Annotated in this window: 21 protein-coding genes; 7 read left to right on the top strand and 14 right to left on the bottom strand. The window is 39.2% G+C overall.

What is annotated here, in order from left to right; translation table 11 throughout:
* Positions 1-12 precede the first annotated feature (12 nt).
* The 3 genes from RMY63_RS29605 (at position 13) to RMY63_RS29595 (ending at position 2,458) form a co-directional block, all read left to right on the top strand.
* On the top strand, positions 13-252 hold the full coding sequence (locus RMY63_RS29605) for a hypothetical protein (RefSeq protein ID WP_322732131.1): 240 nt from the start codon (positions 13-15) through the stop codon (positions 250-252).
* 121 nt (positions 253-373) lie between these two features.
* Positions 374-1,438, top strand: coding sequence for a hypothetical protein (locus tag RMY63_RS29600; protein WP_322732130.1), 1,065 nt, complete (start codon positions 374-376; stop codon positions 1,436-1,438).
* A gap of 15 nt (positions 1,439-1,453) precedes the next feature.
* Positions 1,454-2,458, top strand: coding sequence for a pyrroloquinoline quinone biosynthesis protein PqqC (locus tag RMY63_RS29595; RefSeq protein WP_322732129.1), 1,005 nt, complete (start codon positions 1,454-1,456; stop codon positions 2,456-2,458).
* A gap of 151 nt (positions 2,459-2,609) precedes the next feature.
* Here RMY63_RS29595 and RMY63_RS29590 read toward each other — a convergent pair whose 3' ends face one another.
* From RMY63_RS29590 to trmB, 12 genes are all read right to left on the bottom strand, one after another.
* Entirely contained in the window at positions 2,610-2,738 is a 129-nt protein-coding gene (locus tag RMY63_RS29590) for a hypothetical protein (protein ID WP_322732128.1), read from the bottom strand.
* Positions 2,739-3,127: 389 nt separating this feature from the next.
* Positions 3,128-4,237 carry a T3SS effector HopA1 family protein gene (locus RMY63_RS29585; RefSeq protein WP_322732127.1) on the bottom strand — a complete coding sequence of 370 codons (1,110 nt, stop codon included), beginning with the start codon at positions 4,235-4,237 and terminating at the stop codon, positions 3,128-3,130.
* A gap of 26 nt (positions 4,238-4,263) precedes the next feature.
* Entirely contained in the window at positions 4,264-5,445 is a 1,182-nt protein-coding gene (locus RMY63_RS29580; protein ID WP_322732126.1) for a phosphotransferase family protein, read from the bottom strand.
* Positions 5,446-5,757: 312 nt separating this feature from the next.
* Positions 5,758-5,901 carry a hypothetical protein gene (locus tag RMY63_RS29575; RefSeq protein WP_322732125.1) on the bottom strand — a complete coding sequence of 48 codons (144 nt, stop codon included), beginning with the start codon at positions 5,899-5,901 and terminating at the stop codon, positions 5,758-5,760.
* Between the two features lie 479 nt (positions 5,902-6,380).
* Positions 6,381-6,560: a hypothetical protein gene (locus RMY63_RS29570; protein ID WP_322732124.1), complete on the bottom strand. Its 180-nt coding sequence runs from the start codon at positions 6,558-6,560 to the stop codon at positions 6,381-6,383.
* A gap of 21 nt (positions 6,561-6,581) precedes the next feature.
* Positions 6,582-7,844: a nif11-class peptide radical SAM maturase 3 gene (locus RMY63_RS29565; RefSeq protein WP_322732123.1), complete on the bottom strand. Its 1,263-nt coding sequence runs from the start codon at positions 7,842-7,844 to the stop codon at positions 6,582-6,584.
* Positions 7,845-7,899: 55 nt separating this feature from the next.
* Complete coding sequence (locus tag RMY63_RS29560; RefSeq protein WP_322732122.1) at positions 7,900-8,277, bottom strand: Nif11-like leader peptide family natural product precursor; 378 nt, start codon at positions 8,275-8,277, stop codon at positions 7,900-7,902.
* 306 nt (positions 8,278-8,583) lie between these two features.
* Positions 8,584-8,955 carry a Nif11-like leader peptide family natural product precursor gene (locus tag RMY63_RS29555; protein WP_322732121.1) on the bottom strand — a complete coding sequence of 124 codons (372 nt, stop codon included), beginning with the start codon at positions 8,953-8,955 and terminating at the stop codon, positions 8,584-8,586.
* Positions 8,956-9,201: 246 nt separating this feature from the next.
* Positions 9,202-9,639, bottom strand: a complete 438-nt coding sequence (locus RMY63_RS29550) for a nitrogen fixation protein (protein WP_322732120.1) — start codon at positions 9,637-9,639, stop codon at positions 9,202-9,204.
* Between the two features lie 149 nt (positions 9,640-9,788).
* Complete coding sequence (locus tag RMY63_RS29545) at positions 9,789-10,088, bottom strand: hypothetical protein (RefSeq protein WP_322732119.1); 300 nt, start codon at positions 10,086-10,088, stop codon at positions 9,789-9,791.
* Between the two features lie 362 nt (positions 10,089-10,450).
* Positions 10,451-10,720 (bottom strand): hypothetical protein, encoded by a 270-nt coding sequence (locus RMY63_RS29540; protein WP_322732118.1) that lies wholly within the window; start codon positions 10,718-10,720, stop codon positions 10,451-10,453.
* A gap of 433 nt (positions 10,721-11,153) precedes the next feature.
* On the bottom strand, positions 11,154-11,822 hold the full coding sequence (gene trmB, locus RMY63_RS29535; protein WP_322732117.1) for a tRNA (guanosine(46)-N7)-methyltransferase TrmB: 669 nt from the start codon (positions 11,820-11,822) through the stop codon (positions 11,154-11,156).
* Positions 11,823-12,221: 399 nt separating this feature from the next.
* Between trmB and RMY63_RS29530 the strand changes: the two genes are divergently transcribed.
* From RMY63_RS29530 to RMY63_RS29520, 3 genes are all read left to right on the top strand, one after another.
* On the top strand, positions 12,222-12,950 hold the full coding sequence (locus tag RMY63_RS29530) for a MotA/TolQ/ExbB proton channel family protein (protein ID WP_322732116.1): 729 nt from the start codon (positions 12,222-12,224) through the stop codon (positions 12,948-12,950).
* A 42-nt stretch (positions 12,951-12,992) separates the two neighbouring features.
* A complete protein-coding gene (locus RMY63_RS29525; protein ID WP_322732115.1) occupies positions 12,993-13,688 on the top strand; it encodes an ExbD/TolR family protein in 696 nt (231 codons plus the stop codon).
* 372 nt (positions 13,689-14,060) lie between these two features.
* Positions 14,061-14,423: a phage holin family protein gene (locus tag RMY63_RS29520; protein WP_289798955.1), complete on the top strand. Its 363-nt coding sequence runs from the start codon at positions 14,061-14,063 to the stop codon at positions 14,421-14,423.
* A 103-nt stretch (positions 14,424-14,526) separates the two neighbouring features.
* On the opposite strand, the gene psb29 is transcribed toward RMY63_RS29520, so the two are convergent.
* The gene (gene psb29, locus RMY63_RS29515) at positions 14,527-15,234 is read right to left on the bottom strand and encodes a photosystem II biogenesis protein Psp29 (protein ID WP_322732114.1); all 708 of its coding nucleotides are present in this window, start codon (positions 15,232-15,234) and stop codon (positions 14,527-14,529) included.
* A gap of 209 nt (positions 15,235-15,443) precedes the next feature.
* Between psb29 and RMY63_RS29510 the strand changes: the two genes are divergently transcribed.
* A complete protein-coding gene (locus RMY63_RS29510; protein ID WP_322732113.1) occupies positions 15,444-16,049 on the top strand; it encodes a chromophore lyase CpcT/CpeT in 606 nt (201 codons plus the stop codon).
* A 184-nt stretch (positions 16,050-16,233) separates the two neighbouring features.
* On the opposite strand, the gene RMY63_RS29505 is transcribed toward RMY63_RS29510, so the two are convergent.
* Positions 16,234-16,602, bottom strand: coding sequence for an STAS domain-containing protein (locus tag RMY63_RS29505; protein WP_094351701.1), 369 nt, complete (start codon positions 16,600-16,602; stop codon positions 16,234-16,236).
* Positions 16,603-16,871 lie beyond the last annotated feature (269 nt).

Below are 16,871 nucleotides of genomic sequence, written 5' to 3'. Positions count from 1 at the left end.
GATGTAACTCAAATGGCAAAGCTTAAAATTAATGAACTAAAAACTAGTGGCGTTGAATTGTTTGAAGATTCGGAAACTTTTCTCAACGAGATCAGCGATGATGAACTGGCAAAAGCTATGGGTGGATTAGATGTAGTTCAAATTGAAACATATGTTGCTACAATTCGTCTTACAGTGGTTAATGAACCGTTTCTTACTTATGGCTGTACTATTGGGATTCCTGTAAACCCGTATACGCCTGTCATCTTATAAGCTTATTTGAGCAAATGCCTTCGCTCCTTAAAATATATAAAAAACGAGCGAAGGTATTAAGGTGAGGATGCATTCGCTCAAAGTTGAGTAAAAGAATAAGCACAAGTGAGAGAGTAGTTTTATGTCTAAATCTACAATTACCGAGAGTAAAAAAAATCCGATTAAACCCCTTACGACAGATAAAAAAATTGAGTTGTATAATCAGAAGATTACAGAAATGTATCCTCGATTAACCTGTCAAGTTAATCTCTATCAAGAGCAGATCATTCTTTCTCAGAATGGACGACATTTTGCTTTTCAGGTTAATGATAAATTAAGAGAAAGGTTAGAAAAACTTCTCTTGATGATGGACGGTAGTCGTAGCCTGAGTGAAATACAAGAAATCATCTATCCTAAGAACCCTGAAGCTATTAATGAGATTGTTCATAATTTAGACAGACAGGGTTTTATCGATGATGTTGTCCAGTTGAGGGTTACTTCAGGTATTGATGCACTTTTAGAGTTGGAAGATTTGACTAATAATTTGTTCAACAAGAGTTTAAAAGAAAATCACTTCTACAAAGCTATCAATTTAACAACAGGTGATTTGCCTATCAATATACTGTATGGTTTTGCTATAGAGTATTACCACTTATTTTGCCATAATTGTTTTTTATATTCTCCGATACTTAGTTTCCAAGGTTCAACAAAAATTCAACAATTAATTAAAGAACTTTATTTTCAAAAATACGGTCAAGATGAGTTGTTGCTGGCAGCGCTTAATACCATTGGTATTACTGGAGATAAGCTGATAGAAACAATACCACTTACAGAAACAATGGCAATGTGTAATGGTTTAGCATATTGGGCAAACTTTGATCCGCTCTTTTTATTGAGTATCCAAGGAGTCTTAGCAGAGAAGACGTTAGAAGCTTTTGAGTCGTATATTCATTTTTGTGAGCAGGCTGAACTTGACTCTTGTTTTATCAAAATGATTAAACAATTGATCACCACAAAACTCAATCGTGAGTCGGAAAGCTTAACTCGTCACATCTTTCAAGAAATACCCCACATTAATGAAGAAATGAGTCAAAGGTTGCGGAGACAAATTTATCTGTTTGTGGAAATTTACAACAATTTCTATAAAGCTATCTGGAACCACTACTCCAACACTAGTGATTTACTACGACGAATTCCAACTATTTAAGCCAGGTAAGTAATCATGTCATTGACTCAAGTTTTATTGCAACAGCCCCTTTTTAAAGATAGAGTATTTTTAAAATTCCAGGATAGCGAGGTAGAAATTCGTTATGGCAATCAAGGATGCTCCATCACGATTCCGCTAGAGGATCACGAGGAGATAGTTACATTATTCAGACTTTTGCAGATTGGTGGTTTGTCACTCGAGCAGTTGGCTCAAGTATGTCCGGGAATTCAAGAGGATATTCCAGAATTGCTGATGGATTTTACTCGCCGTGGTTTTCTGATGGAGACTCAAAGAAAGGTAAAATCACATAATGTCAATGGACAACAGTTTTACCGAGAGTTATACCGATTTTTGGAATACCTGAAGCAGCAATTTCCGCCCTCTCCCTTCTCCCAAAAAATGGTTGATGGGACAATCACCAAAGAGCAGTTGATTGGCTATGCTTTGGAATCTTATCATGTTACCCATCTGTGCCCGAGACTCCTGGCTCCATCCTTAGCCAATTATGAATCAAGAAATACGCAAAAACTTTTACAGGATTTCTTTGTTTCTGAATTGTACCATGAGCGTTTGATTGAGAATTCTTTGAATAGTGTGGGAATTAAACCAGAGCAATTGGAGAAGATGCAACCTTTACCAATGACCTTTGCTGTCTGTTCCAGCTTGGGAGTGTTTGCTTCCCAGCATTCTTTGACTTTTAAAGCAGCGTTGATGCTATTTGAGCAAGACGATAAGGCGTTCCATGAATTGTTTGAACAGCAGTGTCAAGCCAAAGAACTACCCGTTGAATTTTATAAACCCATTTTGCTGCACGCTGGAATCAATCAGGAAGGAAAACATGAAGATATTACAAGGGTGCTGCTTGCGGAAATTCCTTATGTTTCACCGGAAGAACAATTGGTGGTAAAGAAGAATATGACAATCTTGATGGAGTCGATGGTGAAGCGGACTCATGAAATTTTGGATTATTATGGTAACCCTAGTAACGCCATCCCTCGTTGTTTTAGTAGTCTTAAGTAACAAAAGTATTCTTTTGAATCAATTCATCTGTGTAAACAACTAACTCCAAATACTTGAAGTGATAAAGTTGCTAACCTCAGTCATTGCTGACTGGGGTTTAATTATTATTTAGATGCTACGCTAGCTAAGTTTCAGTCCTTGCAAGGATTTATCATTGCTGTCTCCAACGATACAAAGCAGTGATGTATTCAAAGCGATCAAGACAGCCATCCCAGCAACGCCAATTGAGCAGGCGATCCCCCTTGCTGATTGTGTCGTTGTTGTTTAAGCTAATCGTCATTCATTTTTCCAGGTTGATTCGCTTGTAGTAAGGGCTTCAGCCCTGCTTTTATGCAACTTAAATGCTTATTAGCTTAACAAGCAGCTTGCGATCGCTATTTTGAGAAAGCCTGAAACACTAATTATGTCGTCAGTAACTGGAAAAGTCAGATTGAAATAAACAAACGGAGTGTATCTTAGTTTTCTCTGTCCATGTGTCGCCATCATTTTTAAAATTGGTGTTAGAAATGATTTATAAAGTAAACCTTAAATTGTAGAGTGCGTTACGCGCAGCTTTAACGCACCAGAGTAGTGTTTTTTAATTACAAAAAGTAATTAATACTAATACAGAAGCAGCATTGATTACTTTTTCAACATTTTTTAGTCTCTTTTGTAATGAAAATTTTATACTTATAAAAGTGGATAAATATCTTCAGAGTTGGCATTAAGATATGAACGATGCAATTCGATTCCCAAAGAAGAAAATTGTTCACGGATAGCCTGCATTCGCCCTTCAGTTGAGTTATCTTCTTGATACCAAGCTGTTAACAACCCATTTGCTACAATCTGACAGCGATTCATGCCAAAACTTTCTTGAACAGCAAATTTTTGATCTGGTTCTTCTGCTAACCCCAACCCTAGCGCTATTTGTTTGGTAAATAAAGGAATTTCTGACTTAAAATGCAATTGGTGTTCTTGATAAACAGTTTTTAATACTTGCCTAACAACTTCATAGTCTCTCTTGTCAAAGTAAAGCACCCCTGAATCATAGCGTTGGTATTCTTTGGGATTATACAAAACCTTAAAGCTGAAGGGAATTGCCAACTCATTCAGTTCTTGTGTCAAACTACCCATCACTGCAACAGCACCTTCAGAAGTTACATTGATATAAATTCGTACAGTTACAGGCTGAATTTTCACATCTTCAATACGACTGAAGCCTGTATTGCCAACGGCCATATAAAAGCCATTTTGTACTCGATTCTTCGGCATCTGAATAGCCACATAATCACCTACTACAGCTGCCACTTCAGTAGGTTGAAGATGCTTATTCCGTTGAATATGCAGCGTCAAACCGCCTTTAGTCACGGCTAAACTGCCATCACTTTCTTCTCTCAAAACAGACCAACCAGGGTCAAAGTAGCCCTCTCCAAAATTACTTTCATGCAATCGCTTATAAAACCCCACATCTACCCCTAAAACAGTATTATTCTCCAAATCTAGGGGCAAACCATTTCCCTGCCCATCTAGTGCCAGTGCACTTCGTATAGAACCGTTGTAATAGATACCGTAAAGAAAACTCCGCAATTGCAGACTCAGATATTTCTGTTGCATCTGGGTTGGCATCTTCTGAAAACGTTCAACTGCCTCAGATGGTAATTCCAAAGGTTTGTAATCTGGATGGTGGATGGAAAAATCAGATTTTATCTCAATTTTCCGAACAATATCTTGCAGAACATCCAGTAATTGCCCAGTTAAACCAGTCTCTAGCTGAGTTTGAGGAGAATTTAATAATTGCATAACTACTTTAGTAATAACAAAATGATTTAAACAGCAGAACTACTCAGGTGAGTTAATTCAACAGCAGCAGCACCAAAAATTGTTGGCATCGATTGTATAGGGCGGCTTAATAACGTCTTAGCAACCTGAAGCATAGCAATCCCCATATTGCCAAAAGATTTTTGATATTGAATCATCGCCTGAATCTGTTGAATTAAAGCAAAACCTGTAAATTGTACCACCCGTTGCAAGAAGTCAGGGCGGTGTTTTAGAATTTCTGGAAAAGTGTTTAAATAAGCTTGCGTTAACGTCCCAATTGAAGGCTGAAGTAGTTCTAAAGGTGTTATTGCCAAGCGTAGAGACTCTTCAATACTCAAAGAATTACTGATAATCAAGCTACCCAGCCAGATTTGTACATAGCTGCTAATAAGTGTTCCTAAATCAAAAGCTGGATCTCCCCAAGTCGAGCGTTCCCAATCAATTAGGCGGATAATATTGTTAGTGGAATTCTGCCAATCTTTGTACAAGAGAATATTATTTAGTTTCAAATCATTGTGGGTGAGACAAGAGGGCGTTACAGCATTACCCAATTCAGCTATAGCCTGCCCCAAGCTATCATAACGTTGATATAGAGTAAAAAACTTTAACCCATCACCAGGAACTAGACCAAAAATTTCCGGCTCAACCCGTTCCAATCTCCGAACTAAATGTGATACTTGATCAACCATTAAATTATTTGAATTTTTAGAAAAAAATTCCTGATATTCTTGGCGGTTGTAAGTATCACGATGGATAGTCCCTAAAATATTACCAATTGCCGTAGCGATTTCTGTAGGAAAGCTATTTTCCTTAGTATAGAAATCCATTAAATCCCGATAATTATCCAGATATTTAAAGACAATAATAGAATTCTCGGCATCAAAATGCAGTACCTCTGGTAAAAATGAGCGGTAGTTGCCAAGGTTTGGAAATCGTTGTAATAACTCTTGAATTCGCCACTCACTTAAAAATTCACCAGCCGCTTTTCCCTCCTGATTATGTCGTTCTTGTTTAACAAGAAGTTTGCGTAGGCGTAGCCCGTCGTAGACATCGCCTGACCAACTCAGTAATAAATTAAAATTTTTGGCTGTAAGTGGTTCTACCTTGCTGGGTGATTGCTCGGACTGATTACATAACCCTTGTTCAATTAAATAATCGAAAACATTATGAGAATTTAATAAAAATGTCATAAGCTCTGAATTTGTCAACTATGTATTATTTATATGCCAGTAGAAAATCATTGTTTTTCGGTAACAGTTGATTACGACAGCAATAAAATGTTGATGTCACTAGAATCAGTCAACCAAGTTTTCGAGAATATGCGATCGCGTTTGTATTGTGTGTAAATGTAGTTACATTTATTGCATATTTCACTCATAAAATTAAAAGTTTGGCTTCTAGAGTTACTTCTTTGAGCCTCACAGCAAACTCCTCAGAATAGTTGGGGGTTTGCTGCGAGTCTAAGTTTTGAAGCAAAGGAGGTAATTAAGGCTGGTGTCCTACTAGAAAATAATTTCTGCCAAAATTAATAGTGCAAGTATTTCAATAATTATACCACCTTTAGTTGAATTCATTTCGGCATCTGTTAGCTGGGTGAAATAGCTTTCCGGAGCCGGAGTCAGATCATTGATTTGAATTTTTGCCATTTTTCTAGGTTTCCTTTAGTACACTTATATTGCTTGAATTAGACTTTTAATTGCTTCATCTAATTAATTAAAATAATATAGGATTTATTCGCTTTTTTCAATATTTTATCTGCTATAAAAGAGACACAAATAATACAGTTATGGACTAGAGGAATCCGACTGGAATTTGGAAAGTATACTGAGATTAAAATTTTTGCCCAGCAAAGGTTTTATCTGAAAAATATTTATTGATCAAACTGGAGTTTTATAATAGCAAATACTTAAACAATATATGTTATTTCCGTCGAGTCTTCAAATCTGCTGTTGTTTTTTAAATGAAATATTTGAAAACCCTATCAAAACTAAAATAAATTAAAACATTTATGTCCCAAAAATTTTTAATAATAGTAAATAGAAAGCATCATAAAAAATAACCCAAGTTTACCTTGGGTTAAAAAAGAGAAGTAATCAAGCTTAAGTAATTTTTGGATATAATCTAACTAGTTTTCAATTCTCAAAACACCTGCTTCTTTTTCGATGCGGTCTAGAGCTTTCTTCGCCCGAAAAATCACTCTCAAATAAGCTAGTTGACTATTCCAAGGTGAACGAGGTAATAGGGTTGCTTGAGAGTCGGGAACAGTCGTGTTTTCTGAAGGGATATCAGTAGAGATATTATTCATAGAAATGGGATTTTGCAGTTTTTAATTACTAGAACTAACTAAAGATGATGCTAGATTTGGTTCTTCTTCCCAACCTTTTGGCCATTGAATGCGATCGCTAGTAAAATGAAGCGGATCGTTTTCAGGCCAAGGAGCATTTATCGGTTCTTCAATTAGCGCAAACTCCCCGTTGTCAAAGGGGTTTCCGTCCGCCCGACGCTGAAGAAAAACTCGCTCTCGAATACCGCCTTTTTCCTGAGTGAGGGCGCGATGATGACAATAAGGATTATTGCCTCTCTTATCAAAGAAAACGTGAGCAGTCCAACTGCAACCACCGCGACAGAGTTGGGCAAATTCACAAGTTTTGCAAAAACCCCATAAGTGTGATGTTCCTTTAGGAGTATCAGCTCCGAGATTAAACCGTAGTTCTTCAGTTTCTTCAATAATTGTCCGCAGTGAATAGTCGCGGATGTTACCCCCAGTGTATGCTGTGGTAGGTAGTGAGGGACAACCTTTGATAGCACCATCGGCTTCAATGCCTATAGCAGACAGCCCAGCACTACATCCCTGCCAAAAAGACCAAGCATCTCCTCCTCGCAGCATCCGTTCATAGGGCCCGTAGTAGCCAATATTATTCCCTGGCTGTACTTGCACCCCTTCTCGCTTTGCCCGTTGAGCAACACGAGCAATCATCGGATATACATCTAGTAATTCATAGGGTTGCAGTAGAATCTCGCTATTATCTGCTGCATTCCCCATTGGTACAGTCAACTGAATTTGCCAAGCGAAGATGCCGGCGTCGCGCAGATGCTCGTAAATACGAGGAAATTCTGGTGCAGAGAGACGATTGATTTGAGTGTTGCAACCGAAGGGAATACCTGCTTGTTTAAGATTGCTCATAGTCTTAAACGCCCATTGCCAAGAGCCAACTCTACCACGGAGGCGATCGTGAGTTGCTTCTAAGCCATCAACTGAGACAGATACCACTTTAATTCCAGCTTCTTTCATCCGGCGTGCTGTGTCGAGAGTGATACCATAACCTCCAGTAGTCATACCGCAAAGCATCCCAGCTTTGGTAATTGCTTGGGCAATCTCCAACCAATCAGGACGCAGAAATGCTTCACCACCAATCATGGTTACTTCAGTGATTCCAACTTCCGCCATTTGCTTGACTAAATCAAGGGCTTCTGCTGTAGAAAGTTCGTTCGCCCTTGTATGACCAGCACGAGAACCGCAGTGCTGGCAAGCTAGATTACACTTTAATGTAATTTCCCAAACTGCATAACTAATTCGACGATAAGTCATTAAAATAGCCTCAATTAATTTCTTGAGAAAAGGACGAATATATCCCTATTTGTCCCTATAAACTGTTATCTAAAATATCTGACACAATAACTCCATACATAAGGTGAGCATCAGGTGGCTTACCCCAATCAATCGGTGGCCAAACAGGAAGTCCATATATCTGTTGTATAGGAGACTTCCCAATAATTGATGAAGCCCCACCAAAAACGGCTTCTAGTTCTTTTTCATTTAAATCCTTAAGTTCACCCTTGCCATCAGTTGACTCCAACAATTGAGCCGTATATTCTTCAAACTCATCCTGGGTAAAATCGTAGCCAGCGTCTTTGACAATTTGGCTATATTCATCTTTACTTGTCACTCGTTGAATTTGAGCGCGAAAAGCTTCATCATTGGCTAGCCTTGCATAAAAGGCTTGAACATTTTCTAGGGACATAATTTTCTCCTTGAAATTGCTGAAATTACTATCTATCAAAGACTGACTTTTCCCGTTATCTTCTTGGCGGAGCAATCGCTTACTATACGCCTATCGCAAAGTCCTATTATCTCGTGAGTCATTGTCATTAACATTAAGTTGTTGATAATTAGCTGTAGTATGAAACCCTTGCTATCTGGATGTTTCACGACTTAACGGGAAAAGTCAGATCAAAGAGTTATTGTTCAATAATTCTCTTTCTCCCTCAGCCTAAAGAGCCTCAAGAGTTCAAGAACAGCTTGCTTCCTTCATTCTTAAAAATACTAATTAGGCAATCTGGGAAATATCTGACTGAATAACTCCATACGCAAGCTGGGAACCAGGTGGCTTATGCGGACAATCAATATTATTCCAGAGACCACTTGGTGCTCCATAAATCAATAGGTTATAGCTTTGAATAAGTCCGCCAACAACAGCTTCCAGTTCTTTTTCACCTAAATCTTGGAGTTCGCCCTCAGCAGCCTCTGACTCCAACAATTGAGCCGTATATTCTTCAAACTCTTCCTGAGTGAAATCATAGCCAGCGCCTTTAACAAGTTGGCTACATTCATCCTTACTTGTAACCCCTTGCATTTGATTGCGGAAAGCTTCATCACTTGCTAGCCTTGCATAAAAGGCTTGAACATTTTCTACGGACATAATATTCTCCTGAAATTATTTAAACACAACTGATACTGCGTAAATTGTTTGATTAGATAGCGCCAGTACCTTTCTCAGTTAGAGCAACAACTCTAACGAGTCCAAATGCTGCCACCAAAACCACTACCAGTTTTGCTGATGGCTACTATTCTTTTACTGGATTCTATTCTGAGTTTCATTTCTCCACATTTTTACCTTATGTTTTGTGCCTTACTGAAGGTTATTGAGAATGGTGCAAGATATCAGTTAACTAACAGTTGGTGTCGCCACTTTAAGCAGTAATTCAGAGCGATTGTAGTTATCTGTAATAACTTGTGGACAACGCATACAAGCTGCCTTGCCTTCTTGTTGCCACCATCGGCAATCTCGGCGTATGGAACAAGGTGGTAAATCCTCTACTACCTTTGGCAAATTTTCTACAACTCGCATTGCTAAACGACAATCTTTACCATCAAAATGTTGGCAACCCTTAGTTGCACAGGGTGCAGCCGTCCGAAAAATTTCAGTGGGTGTTACTGGACTAGCCTTTGCTATCAGTTCATCTGTGACAGGTTGGGGGTGCTTAAGATAAGCTACGCGGGGTTCTGTGACTGTGCCACCAACGACGCCGAAAACAACACTGTCCTGCCATTCTGGTCTTGCACTAGGGCAAAGTGTAGTCTTTTCAGTAGCGATGTCTTCCATAAATTGAACCTATAGTGAATTGTATTTTTAAGCTGATGGAGATTTATACGTAGTTTTAAGTCGGACTGCTCTCCATCAACCTAAATAGGCAAATTAAATGTCCAAGAGTTTAATACTGACTGGTAACTTCAAAAACTTGTGCTTTCAGATCAATAGATCAAGTTCTGGTCTCCAATTAGTCCACAAATAATCGGTTTTATCACACGAATATCACTAATCGGTTCTATCACACCAGTACCACCTGTAATACCACCTGCAATGATTGGATTGAATTTTGTTACCGTTACAAAACCGCCTGCAACGTTTGCCATTTCTTCATTAGACAGAGTTAGCAGAGCATCTTCTAAATCCTGATTGGAGTTCCGTCGTGCTAGTGCATTGTTAACAGCATTATCAATCAGATTGCTAATGTCCAATTGAAAATCTGAATTTTTTTTATTCCTTTCCATTGTGCTTTTCCTCTGAAGGTATAACTAGATATAGGCTTAATGATTAAGTACCGTAATTACCTAGCTTGTATATATTTTAAGCATAGTAATAAGAGATTTAACTATGTTTTAAAAATTTATAAGCTGACATAAATAAACCTTTTATGTCACTAAACAATAATTTGAAAACTTTCATTAGTAACTATTTATTAATAAAGTTTATATCATATCATTATGAATCACTTCACCAGCAGTGAATTGTATTTTTAAGCTGATGGAGATTTACACCTAGTTTTGAGTTGAACTGCTCTCCATCAACTTAAATAAGCAAATTAAATGTCCAAGAGTTTAATACTGACTGGTAACTTCAAAGACTTGTGCTTTCAGATAAGGTTATTTTGTGCAATTATTCCACAAGTAATCGGTACTTTCACAGAAATACCACCAGCAATGATCGGCTCTTTCACAAGAGAAACACTTGCAACGCTTGCAATACCACCTGCAACATTTGCCATTTCTTCATCAGACAGAGTTAGCAAAGCATCTTCTAAATCCTGATTTTGGTTACGTCGTGCTAGTGCATTGTTAACAGCATTATCAATCAGATTGCTAATATCAAATTGAAAATTTGAATTCTTTTTATTCCTTTCCATTGTGCTTTTCCTCTGAAGATATAACTAGATATAGGCTTAATGATTAAGTACTGTAATTATCTAGCCTATATATATTTTAAGCATAGTAATAAGAGATTTAACTATGTTTTAAAAATTTATAAACTGACATAAATAAACCTTTTATGTCACTAAACAATAATTTAAAACCTTTCATTAATAACTATTGATTAATAAAAGTTATATCTCTATGAATACTTCAGCAGCAGACTTTTTTACCAATTATCAGAGAATATTTAATTAAAATTTTGACCTTTAATAAAACATTTATGTCCCAAAAAATTTTCCAATCATGGACAATGTTTAATAAAAATATAATAAGCAAAACTTAAATAATATTAATAAATATTTATCAGAGTGCTTAATAAAACTTCAAATTCAAAATTGGGGAATAGAGTTGATATTATAAACATCTCTATTCTGTACTTCTCACCCTTTCAAACAAAGCCCGATAAACAGGTTCACCTTTTTTTTGCGTACCTATTTCCCGTTCTGTAGGAACTGGCAGCGGGTTTTCAGCCAACCATTCTTCTGTACCAATTTTCTCAAAAGCTGGGTGAATAGCAAAGCGATCGCGCATTTCTACAGCCACAAATTCCATATCTGATTGCAGAAAGACCAATCCTCCAACCGCGAGATAATTAGCTAAGTCTGCCACTAGTTCTGGTTGAACTACACGACGTTTAGCGTGGCGGGTTTTAAACCAAGGATCGGGAAATTGAATTGTAACGCGTTGTAAACTTCCTGGAGGGAAGGAAGATAAAAGCGATGCCTGCGGCGGGCTTTGCCTACGCAGTGAGTTATTCACATTGCAAAATAAATAGTGCAGGTTTGTTAAACCTAACTCAGAACGTAACTTATTCGCCTCCACCACCAGCGGTTCCCGAATTTCCAAGCCGAGAAAATTCCAGTTAGGTTCTATCTTGGACATATTCAACAAAAACAGCCCCTTAGCACAGCCAATATCTAAATGTAGTGGTTGATTTAGGTTTGCATAAATTTTTTCCCAGTCTTGGGGACTTGCTGGTGTTTGATACTTTTTACCAAGTGGATTAACATGCTGGCGGACTCGGACTGCTGCCAAAATTTGCTCTCCTTTACGTGAAAATATCCTGTGGTGAAACTTTAGGTTATATCAATTCAAAAAATTTTTGCGGCCGACACCCCATCCTCACTGACGCGCACCTTCCCCGAAGCCTTGGGTAGGGTTGGGTGGGGTCTTATCTATGTATTGCATTCTTATTTTCAAATTGGTATTACAAGGAAGTCTAGCAAAAGTATGCCAAAAATTACTGATCTATCATTCAATTGCTTACCCAGCAGCAAGTTTGTACAGCAGTCTCAGTGAAATACGTCATCCTTGCACTGTTTTTTTAGGTTACCCTGAAATTTATATTTTGGAAGTCCCTCATTTTGCATTAATCTCTAGAATTAAAATGCCTTAACACATTTGCTTTAGTCGTGGAGGGAGGAAACTTAAACAGTGGATATTTTAGATTTGTTTTATAAGGGTGGGCCAGCGATGTGGCCATTGCTAGTTCTATCGATTCTGGCTTTGAGTGTGATTTTCGAGCGTTTGTGGTTCTGGTTACGAATTTTGACTCAAGAAAAGCAAATAGTCGATCGCATCTTGGATGCTGCCCAGGATAATTGGGAAGTAGCTGCGGACATAGCAAGACAAGCAAGCCATCAGCCCGTCGGGCGTTTTCTCTACGCCCCTCTACGTTTTGCCAAAAGTGATGCGGAAACCTTTCGACTAGCACTGGAGGCTACGGCAGAAGACGAATTAGCTGGGATGCGAAGGGGCGAAAAACTTTTAGAAGCTGTAATTGCCTTAGCGCCGTTGCTAGGATTGTTGGGTACAGTTTTGGGTTTAATCCACTCTCTGCGCTCAATTCGGATTGGCGATTTGGGAACTGAATCTACCGCTGGGGTGACTACTGGTATTGGTGAATCTTTAATTAGTACGGCAAGTGGGCTAATAGTTGCCATCATTAGTTTGGTATTTTACCGCCTATTTCAAAGTTTTGTAGTCAACCAAGTCAAAGTTTTTCGGAAGGCAGGGAATGAGATGGAATTGCTCTATCGCCAGTCTCCTCCTGACTTTAGCAATAGGACATCAGCAATTGTGGCAGAAAATTTTACTCCACCCCGCAAGCCAGGAAAGACTAGAGTTTCTGAACCTCCTGAACCCCCAAATACACCTAATTAATAATTAATAATTCAACCCCTGAACCAGGCTTGAGAGTGAGACATGAAAGTTAACCTACATACTCCAATTGAAGAAGTCCAAATTCAAATCATCCCTTTAATTGATGTTGTTTTTTGTATCCTGACGTTTTTTTTATTAGCGGCTTTACAATTTACACGCCAACAGGCAATAAATGTTGATTTGCCTAAAGCCAGCCCCAGTACAGTCTCTGGAATCACGTCACAGAGTGGAAGTCTGATTGTAACTATCGATGCTGTGGGCAATACTTACATAGAAAAACAGCCTGTAAAACAGGAAGATTTGGGACAGAGGTTAAAACAGTATCTCCAAGCAAACCCCAGTGCCATTGTCGTGCTGAATGCTTCGCGCACAGCAACTTACAACGATGTGATTGAGACATTGGACTTGCTACGACAAGTAGGAGGCGATCGCGTTTCTTTGGGAATTATTCCTGGCCCATCTGAACCATCCATAAACTTACCTAACCAGCCTACTGTCCCCTCTTTCCCAATCAATCCTGGTGCTGCACCAGTTCCAGGCATCAATCCCGAAGGAAATATTACCCCAAAATTCCCCTTAGCACCTAATTCTTCTGTACCCTTTCCTAGCATCACTCAGCCTCCAACTGGGCAAGGTATCAATCCTATCAATCCTGGTATTTCTCCCGTGGTTCCTAACTCACCAGCACCTCAAGCGCCTCTAGCACCCAAACAAACCCAACCTCCTCTTAAAAGATGAGATAGGGACATTGGGCACGAGGGGCAGAGGGGAAAGACTTACTGCAACTTCTTTCTTGCTCCCCTTCTCCCCTGCTCCCCTGCTCCCCTTGTCCCTTTTCAAGCCTTTTCCCAAACCTAAAGATATCTAGAATAAATCTTGGCTAGAGGAAAAAAAGCTGCTAATTTACAAATAATTGGTTGAGCTTTAAAGATTTTTCCACCTATAGACTGAGCAATTCATCACCAATTACCATCCACATTTGATACCAAATTGGGGAAGGATGTCCAAATAGGTTAACAGATTGAAAAGCGCTTAGATCAAGCGTCTTTCAGTGTGTCCCAATTACAAATTACGAATTACGAATTACGAATTAATATCAGGGGTTGTGGCATGAATATCGTGACGCTTTTAATTGTTTGGGTTGTAACAGCTATCAGCTTGTTGATAATTAGTAAGTTGCCTTTGGGAGTTGAAATTGATACTCCTGGTAAAGCGTTTCTTTCTGCCGCAGTGCTTGGTATCGTGACGGCAATAGTCAGACCGATTTTAAGCCTCATTTTTGCAGTACCAAATCTACTCACATTGGACTTATTATCTGGCATTTTCACATTTATGATTGCCGTGGTTTGTTTTAGTATTGCTGCTTGGTTAGTAGAGGGGTTTCGCTTGCGTTACGGGATTTGGAGTGCTGTTATTGGGGCATTTACGCTGACTATAATTAACAGCTTAATCTACAAAATATTGGGCGTCTAAAATCAAAAGTGAGGAGTTCAAAGTGAGGAGTTAGGAGTTAGGAGTTAAGAGTTATTAACAATTCCTAACTCATCACTCCTCACTTCTCACTCCCATCTCCTAACTATTCGTTGGAACTTGGGGGAGCAACTGGGGTAGTTGATTGTTGTTTACGTTGCTCGCGTTTTTTGCGATCGGCTGAGAGGATATCTGCCATTACCACTAGCGCTTGCGCCATTTTGTCTAGGTTAGAACGGTATAGCTCCAAATCCTTGTTGAGTTTGTCGTCAGAGAGGTGCAGTCCAGCAGCGATCGCTTTCAGCGCCTCAGTGAGTTGCTTTTCGTCTTTGACTAATTCGGGATCTGACTGTTCTAATAACGAAAATACACCAATTGCGAACAAACGGTTGTATTTAAAGTTAGGATTGTTGGCGATCGCTTGCAGGTTTGCTTGCAAGTCAGCATCTCGATCTAAGTAACTAGTTTGGCCTAGCCACGCAATTAAATCTTTAACTGGCAAACCTTTAGCTACAGTTTGCGATCTTTGCGCATCCTGTCGATAGCGTTGCGGATCTTGTTCTATAGCCTGACATAAGGCGTTAAAAATTGATTCTTGATCCCGTTCTGGTTGATAGCCTTCCATGAAGCGGTCAAAAGTAGTGACGACACCCAAGGCATAAATTGGATTGTAGCTAAAATCAATATTTACTGACAGCAGATGCATTTCCACCATCAATTCTTCTACTACCCGACGATAAATAGTGTTGATCGGACGGGTGTGAAGATTGTAGAAAGTTCGCTTTGTATCAGAGACTGTACGGACGTTATTCACAAAGAAAAAAGAAATGTTAAGGGCGACGTATCTTTATTTTCTCGCTTAAAGGCTACTTTGCCAAGTTGAGCTTTTAGCGGGTGACGGTTTCATTTACAATATATACATATCAGAAGTATTTTATAAGCTGGTAGTTACAGGAAATAAGACCTTTTCTCCTCAAAAACTAGCCAAAAATTATTATCCTTAATGATTTATTTATTATACTTATGAACTTCTCGCCACAGTTAATTGCTTTAGGTGAGTACCTAGCTGGTGAATTTGATAATCAAGAACAAGCCATAGCAGAACCAGTTTGGTATGTCCACCTGTGCCTGTGGCAAAGACCAGTTAATCTGTTCACAGAAGATAGCATCACCTTATTTGCCGAACAGGCTAACGTTATTACCCTAGATCAACCTTACCGCCAACGAATTATCCGGTTGCGTCAAAGCAGCGACTCTGACGCAACTGTGGAAGTACAATATTATATGCCTCAAGATCCAGGTGCATTAAAAGGCGCAGGTAATAACCCTGCTCTACTAAACACACTGACATCCGAACAATTAGATTTACTACCAGGTTGTATCCTAACAGTTACTCAAGAGAAACTAGCTGGCGATCGCTATAAGTTTACCGCTACCCCACTACCAGAGACTCGTTGTAGCTTTACTTATCTTGGCAATAGCCTCTATGTTTCTTTAGGTTTTGCCGCTACAGCAACAGAATTTCACAGCTACGACAAAGGAATTGATCCCGCGACTGGAAAAGCAACCTGGGGGGCGATTATGGGGCCTTATCGCTACACCAAGCGAAATCAGTATTCAATAAGATAAAGTTATGAGTTATGAGTTATGAATTTTGAATTTTGAATTAACTCCTGTACAGACGCGATTAATGAGCCAGCGCGTTGCGGGGGTTCCCACGCCACTTGCTCCACTTGGGGAAACCCCAAGACCGCAGTGGCTCCCCGTTGTAGCGACTGGCGTCGCGTCTTTACTCCTAACTTCTAACTCTTTTTTAGCTAGCAATGCTACGAGGTACACCTTCTAAAGCTTCCTCTTCTGTTTCAAAGATTTCAAAAACAGTATCCATCATCGTCACTTCAAACACGAGCTTGGCTTCTGGATGTACATTACAGATGCGGAAACTGCCCTTGACTTTATCAGCATCACGCATTCCAGCGACCAAAGATGTAAGACCAGAACTATCAATAAAATTTACCTGAGCCAGATTTACAACTACATGGCGACTGAGTTTGGAAATACACTCTTGTAACTTCAGGCGAAATTGCCAAGCAGTGGTGATATCCAGACGGCCTGATGGTGTCAAGACGATAACAGTGTTTCCGTCTTGGGTTGTATAGGTTTTTTGGTCTATATGAATCACTAAAGCCCTCCCCGTGGCATTCCTTTTATGATTAACTAGTGACAGAATTTTCTAATGCTGTCACTTGAGATTAACAAGCTATAGCTAAATTTGTCACCTTTTTCGGCTAAGTGCTTAACTTTAGTAGTTTAACTCACCAAAATAGTGGGGAGTGGGGAGTGGGGAGATGAGGGAGATGGGGGAGATGAGGAAGATGAGGGAGATGGGGGAAATTCTCCTAACTCCTAACTCCTAACTCCTAACTCCTAACTCCTAACTCCTAACTCCTA

Source organism: Nostoc sp. ChiQUE01b, assembly GCF_034531255.1.
Classification (GTDB): Bacteria; Cyanobacteriota; Cyanobacteriia; order Cyanobacteriales; family Nostocaceae; genus Nostoc.
The sequence above is the reverse complement of the archived record's forward strand: the minus strand, read 5'-3'. Positions and strand labels throughout refer to the sequence as shown.

Excerpts from the sequence above, each read along its gene's own strand:
- RMY63_RS29605 (WP_322732131.1), top strand. The coding sequence starts at position 13 with ATGGCAAAGCTTAAAATTAATGAACTAAAAACTAGTGGCGTTGAATTG.
- RMY63_RS29600 (WP_322732130.1), top strand. The coding sequence starts at position 374 with ATGTCTAAATCTACAATTACCGAGAGTAAAAAAAATCCGATTAAACCC.
- RMY63_RS29595 (WP_322732129.1), top strand. The coding sequence starts at position 1,454 with ATGTCATTGACTCAAGTTTTATTGCAACAGCCCCTTTTTAAAGATAGA.
- RMY63_RS29590 (WP_322732128.1), bottom strand. The coding sequence starts at position 2,738 with ATGACGATTAGCTTAAACAACAACGACACAATCAGCAAGGGGGATCGC.
- RMY63_RS29585 (WP_322732127.1), bottom strand. The coding sequence starts at position 4,237 with ATGCAATTATTAAATTCTCCTCAAACTCAGCTAGAGACTGGTTTAACT.
- RMY63_RS29580 (WP_322732126.1), bottom strand. The coding sequence starts at position 5,445 with ATGACATTTTTATTAAATTCTCATAATGTTTTCGATTATTTAATTGAA.
- RMY63_RS29575 (WP_322732125.1), bottom strand. The coding sequence starts at position 5,901 with ATGGCAAAAATTCAAATCAATGATCTGACTCCGGCTCCGGAAAGCTAT.
- RMY63_RS29570 (WP_322732124.1), bottom strand. The coding sequence starts at position 6,560 with ATGAATAATATCTCTACTGATATCCCTTCAGAAAACACGACTGTTCCC.
- RMY63_RS29565 (WP_322732123.1), bottom strand. The coding sequence starts at position 7,844 with ATGACTTATCGTCGAATTAGTTATGCAGTTTGGGAAATTACATTAAAG.
- RMY63_RS29560 (WP_322732122.1), bottom strand. The coding sequence starts at position 8,277 with ATGTCCCTAGAAAATGTTCAAGCCTTTTATGCAAGGCTAGCCAATGAT.
- RMY63_RS29555 (WP_322732121.1), bottom strand. The coding sequence starts at position 8,955 with ATGTCCGTAGAAAATGTTCAAGCCTTTTATGCAAGGCTAGCAAGTGAT.
- RMY63_RS29550 (WP_322732120.1), bottom strand. The coding sequence starts at position 9,639 with ATGGAAGACATCGCTACTGAAAAGACTACACTTTGCCCTAGTGCAAGA.
- RMY63_RS29545 (WP_322732119.1), bottom strand. The coding sequence starts at position 10,088 with ATGGAAAGGAATAAAAAAAATTCAGATTTTCAATTGGACATTAGCAAT.
- RMY63_RS29540 (WP_322732118.1), bottom strand. The coding sequence starts at position 10,720 with ATGGAAAGGAATAAAAAGAATTCAAATTTTCAATTTGATATTAGCAAT.
- RMY63_RS29525 (WP_322732115.1), top strand. The coding sequence starts at position 12,993 with ATGAAAGTTAACCTACATACTCCAATTGAAGAAGTCCAAATTCAAATC.
- RMY63_RS29520 (WP_289798955.1), top strand. The coding sequence starts at position 14,061 with ATGAATATCGTGACGCTTTTAATTGTTTGGGTTGTAACAGCTATCAGC.
- RMY63_RS29510 (WP_322732113.1), top strand. The coding sequence starts at position 15,444 with ATGAACTTCTCGCCACAGTTAATTGCTTTAGGTGAGTACCTAGCTGGT.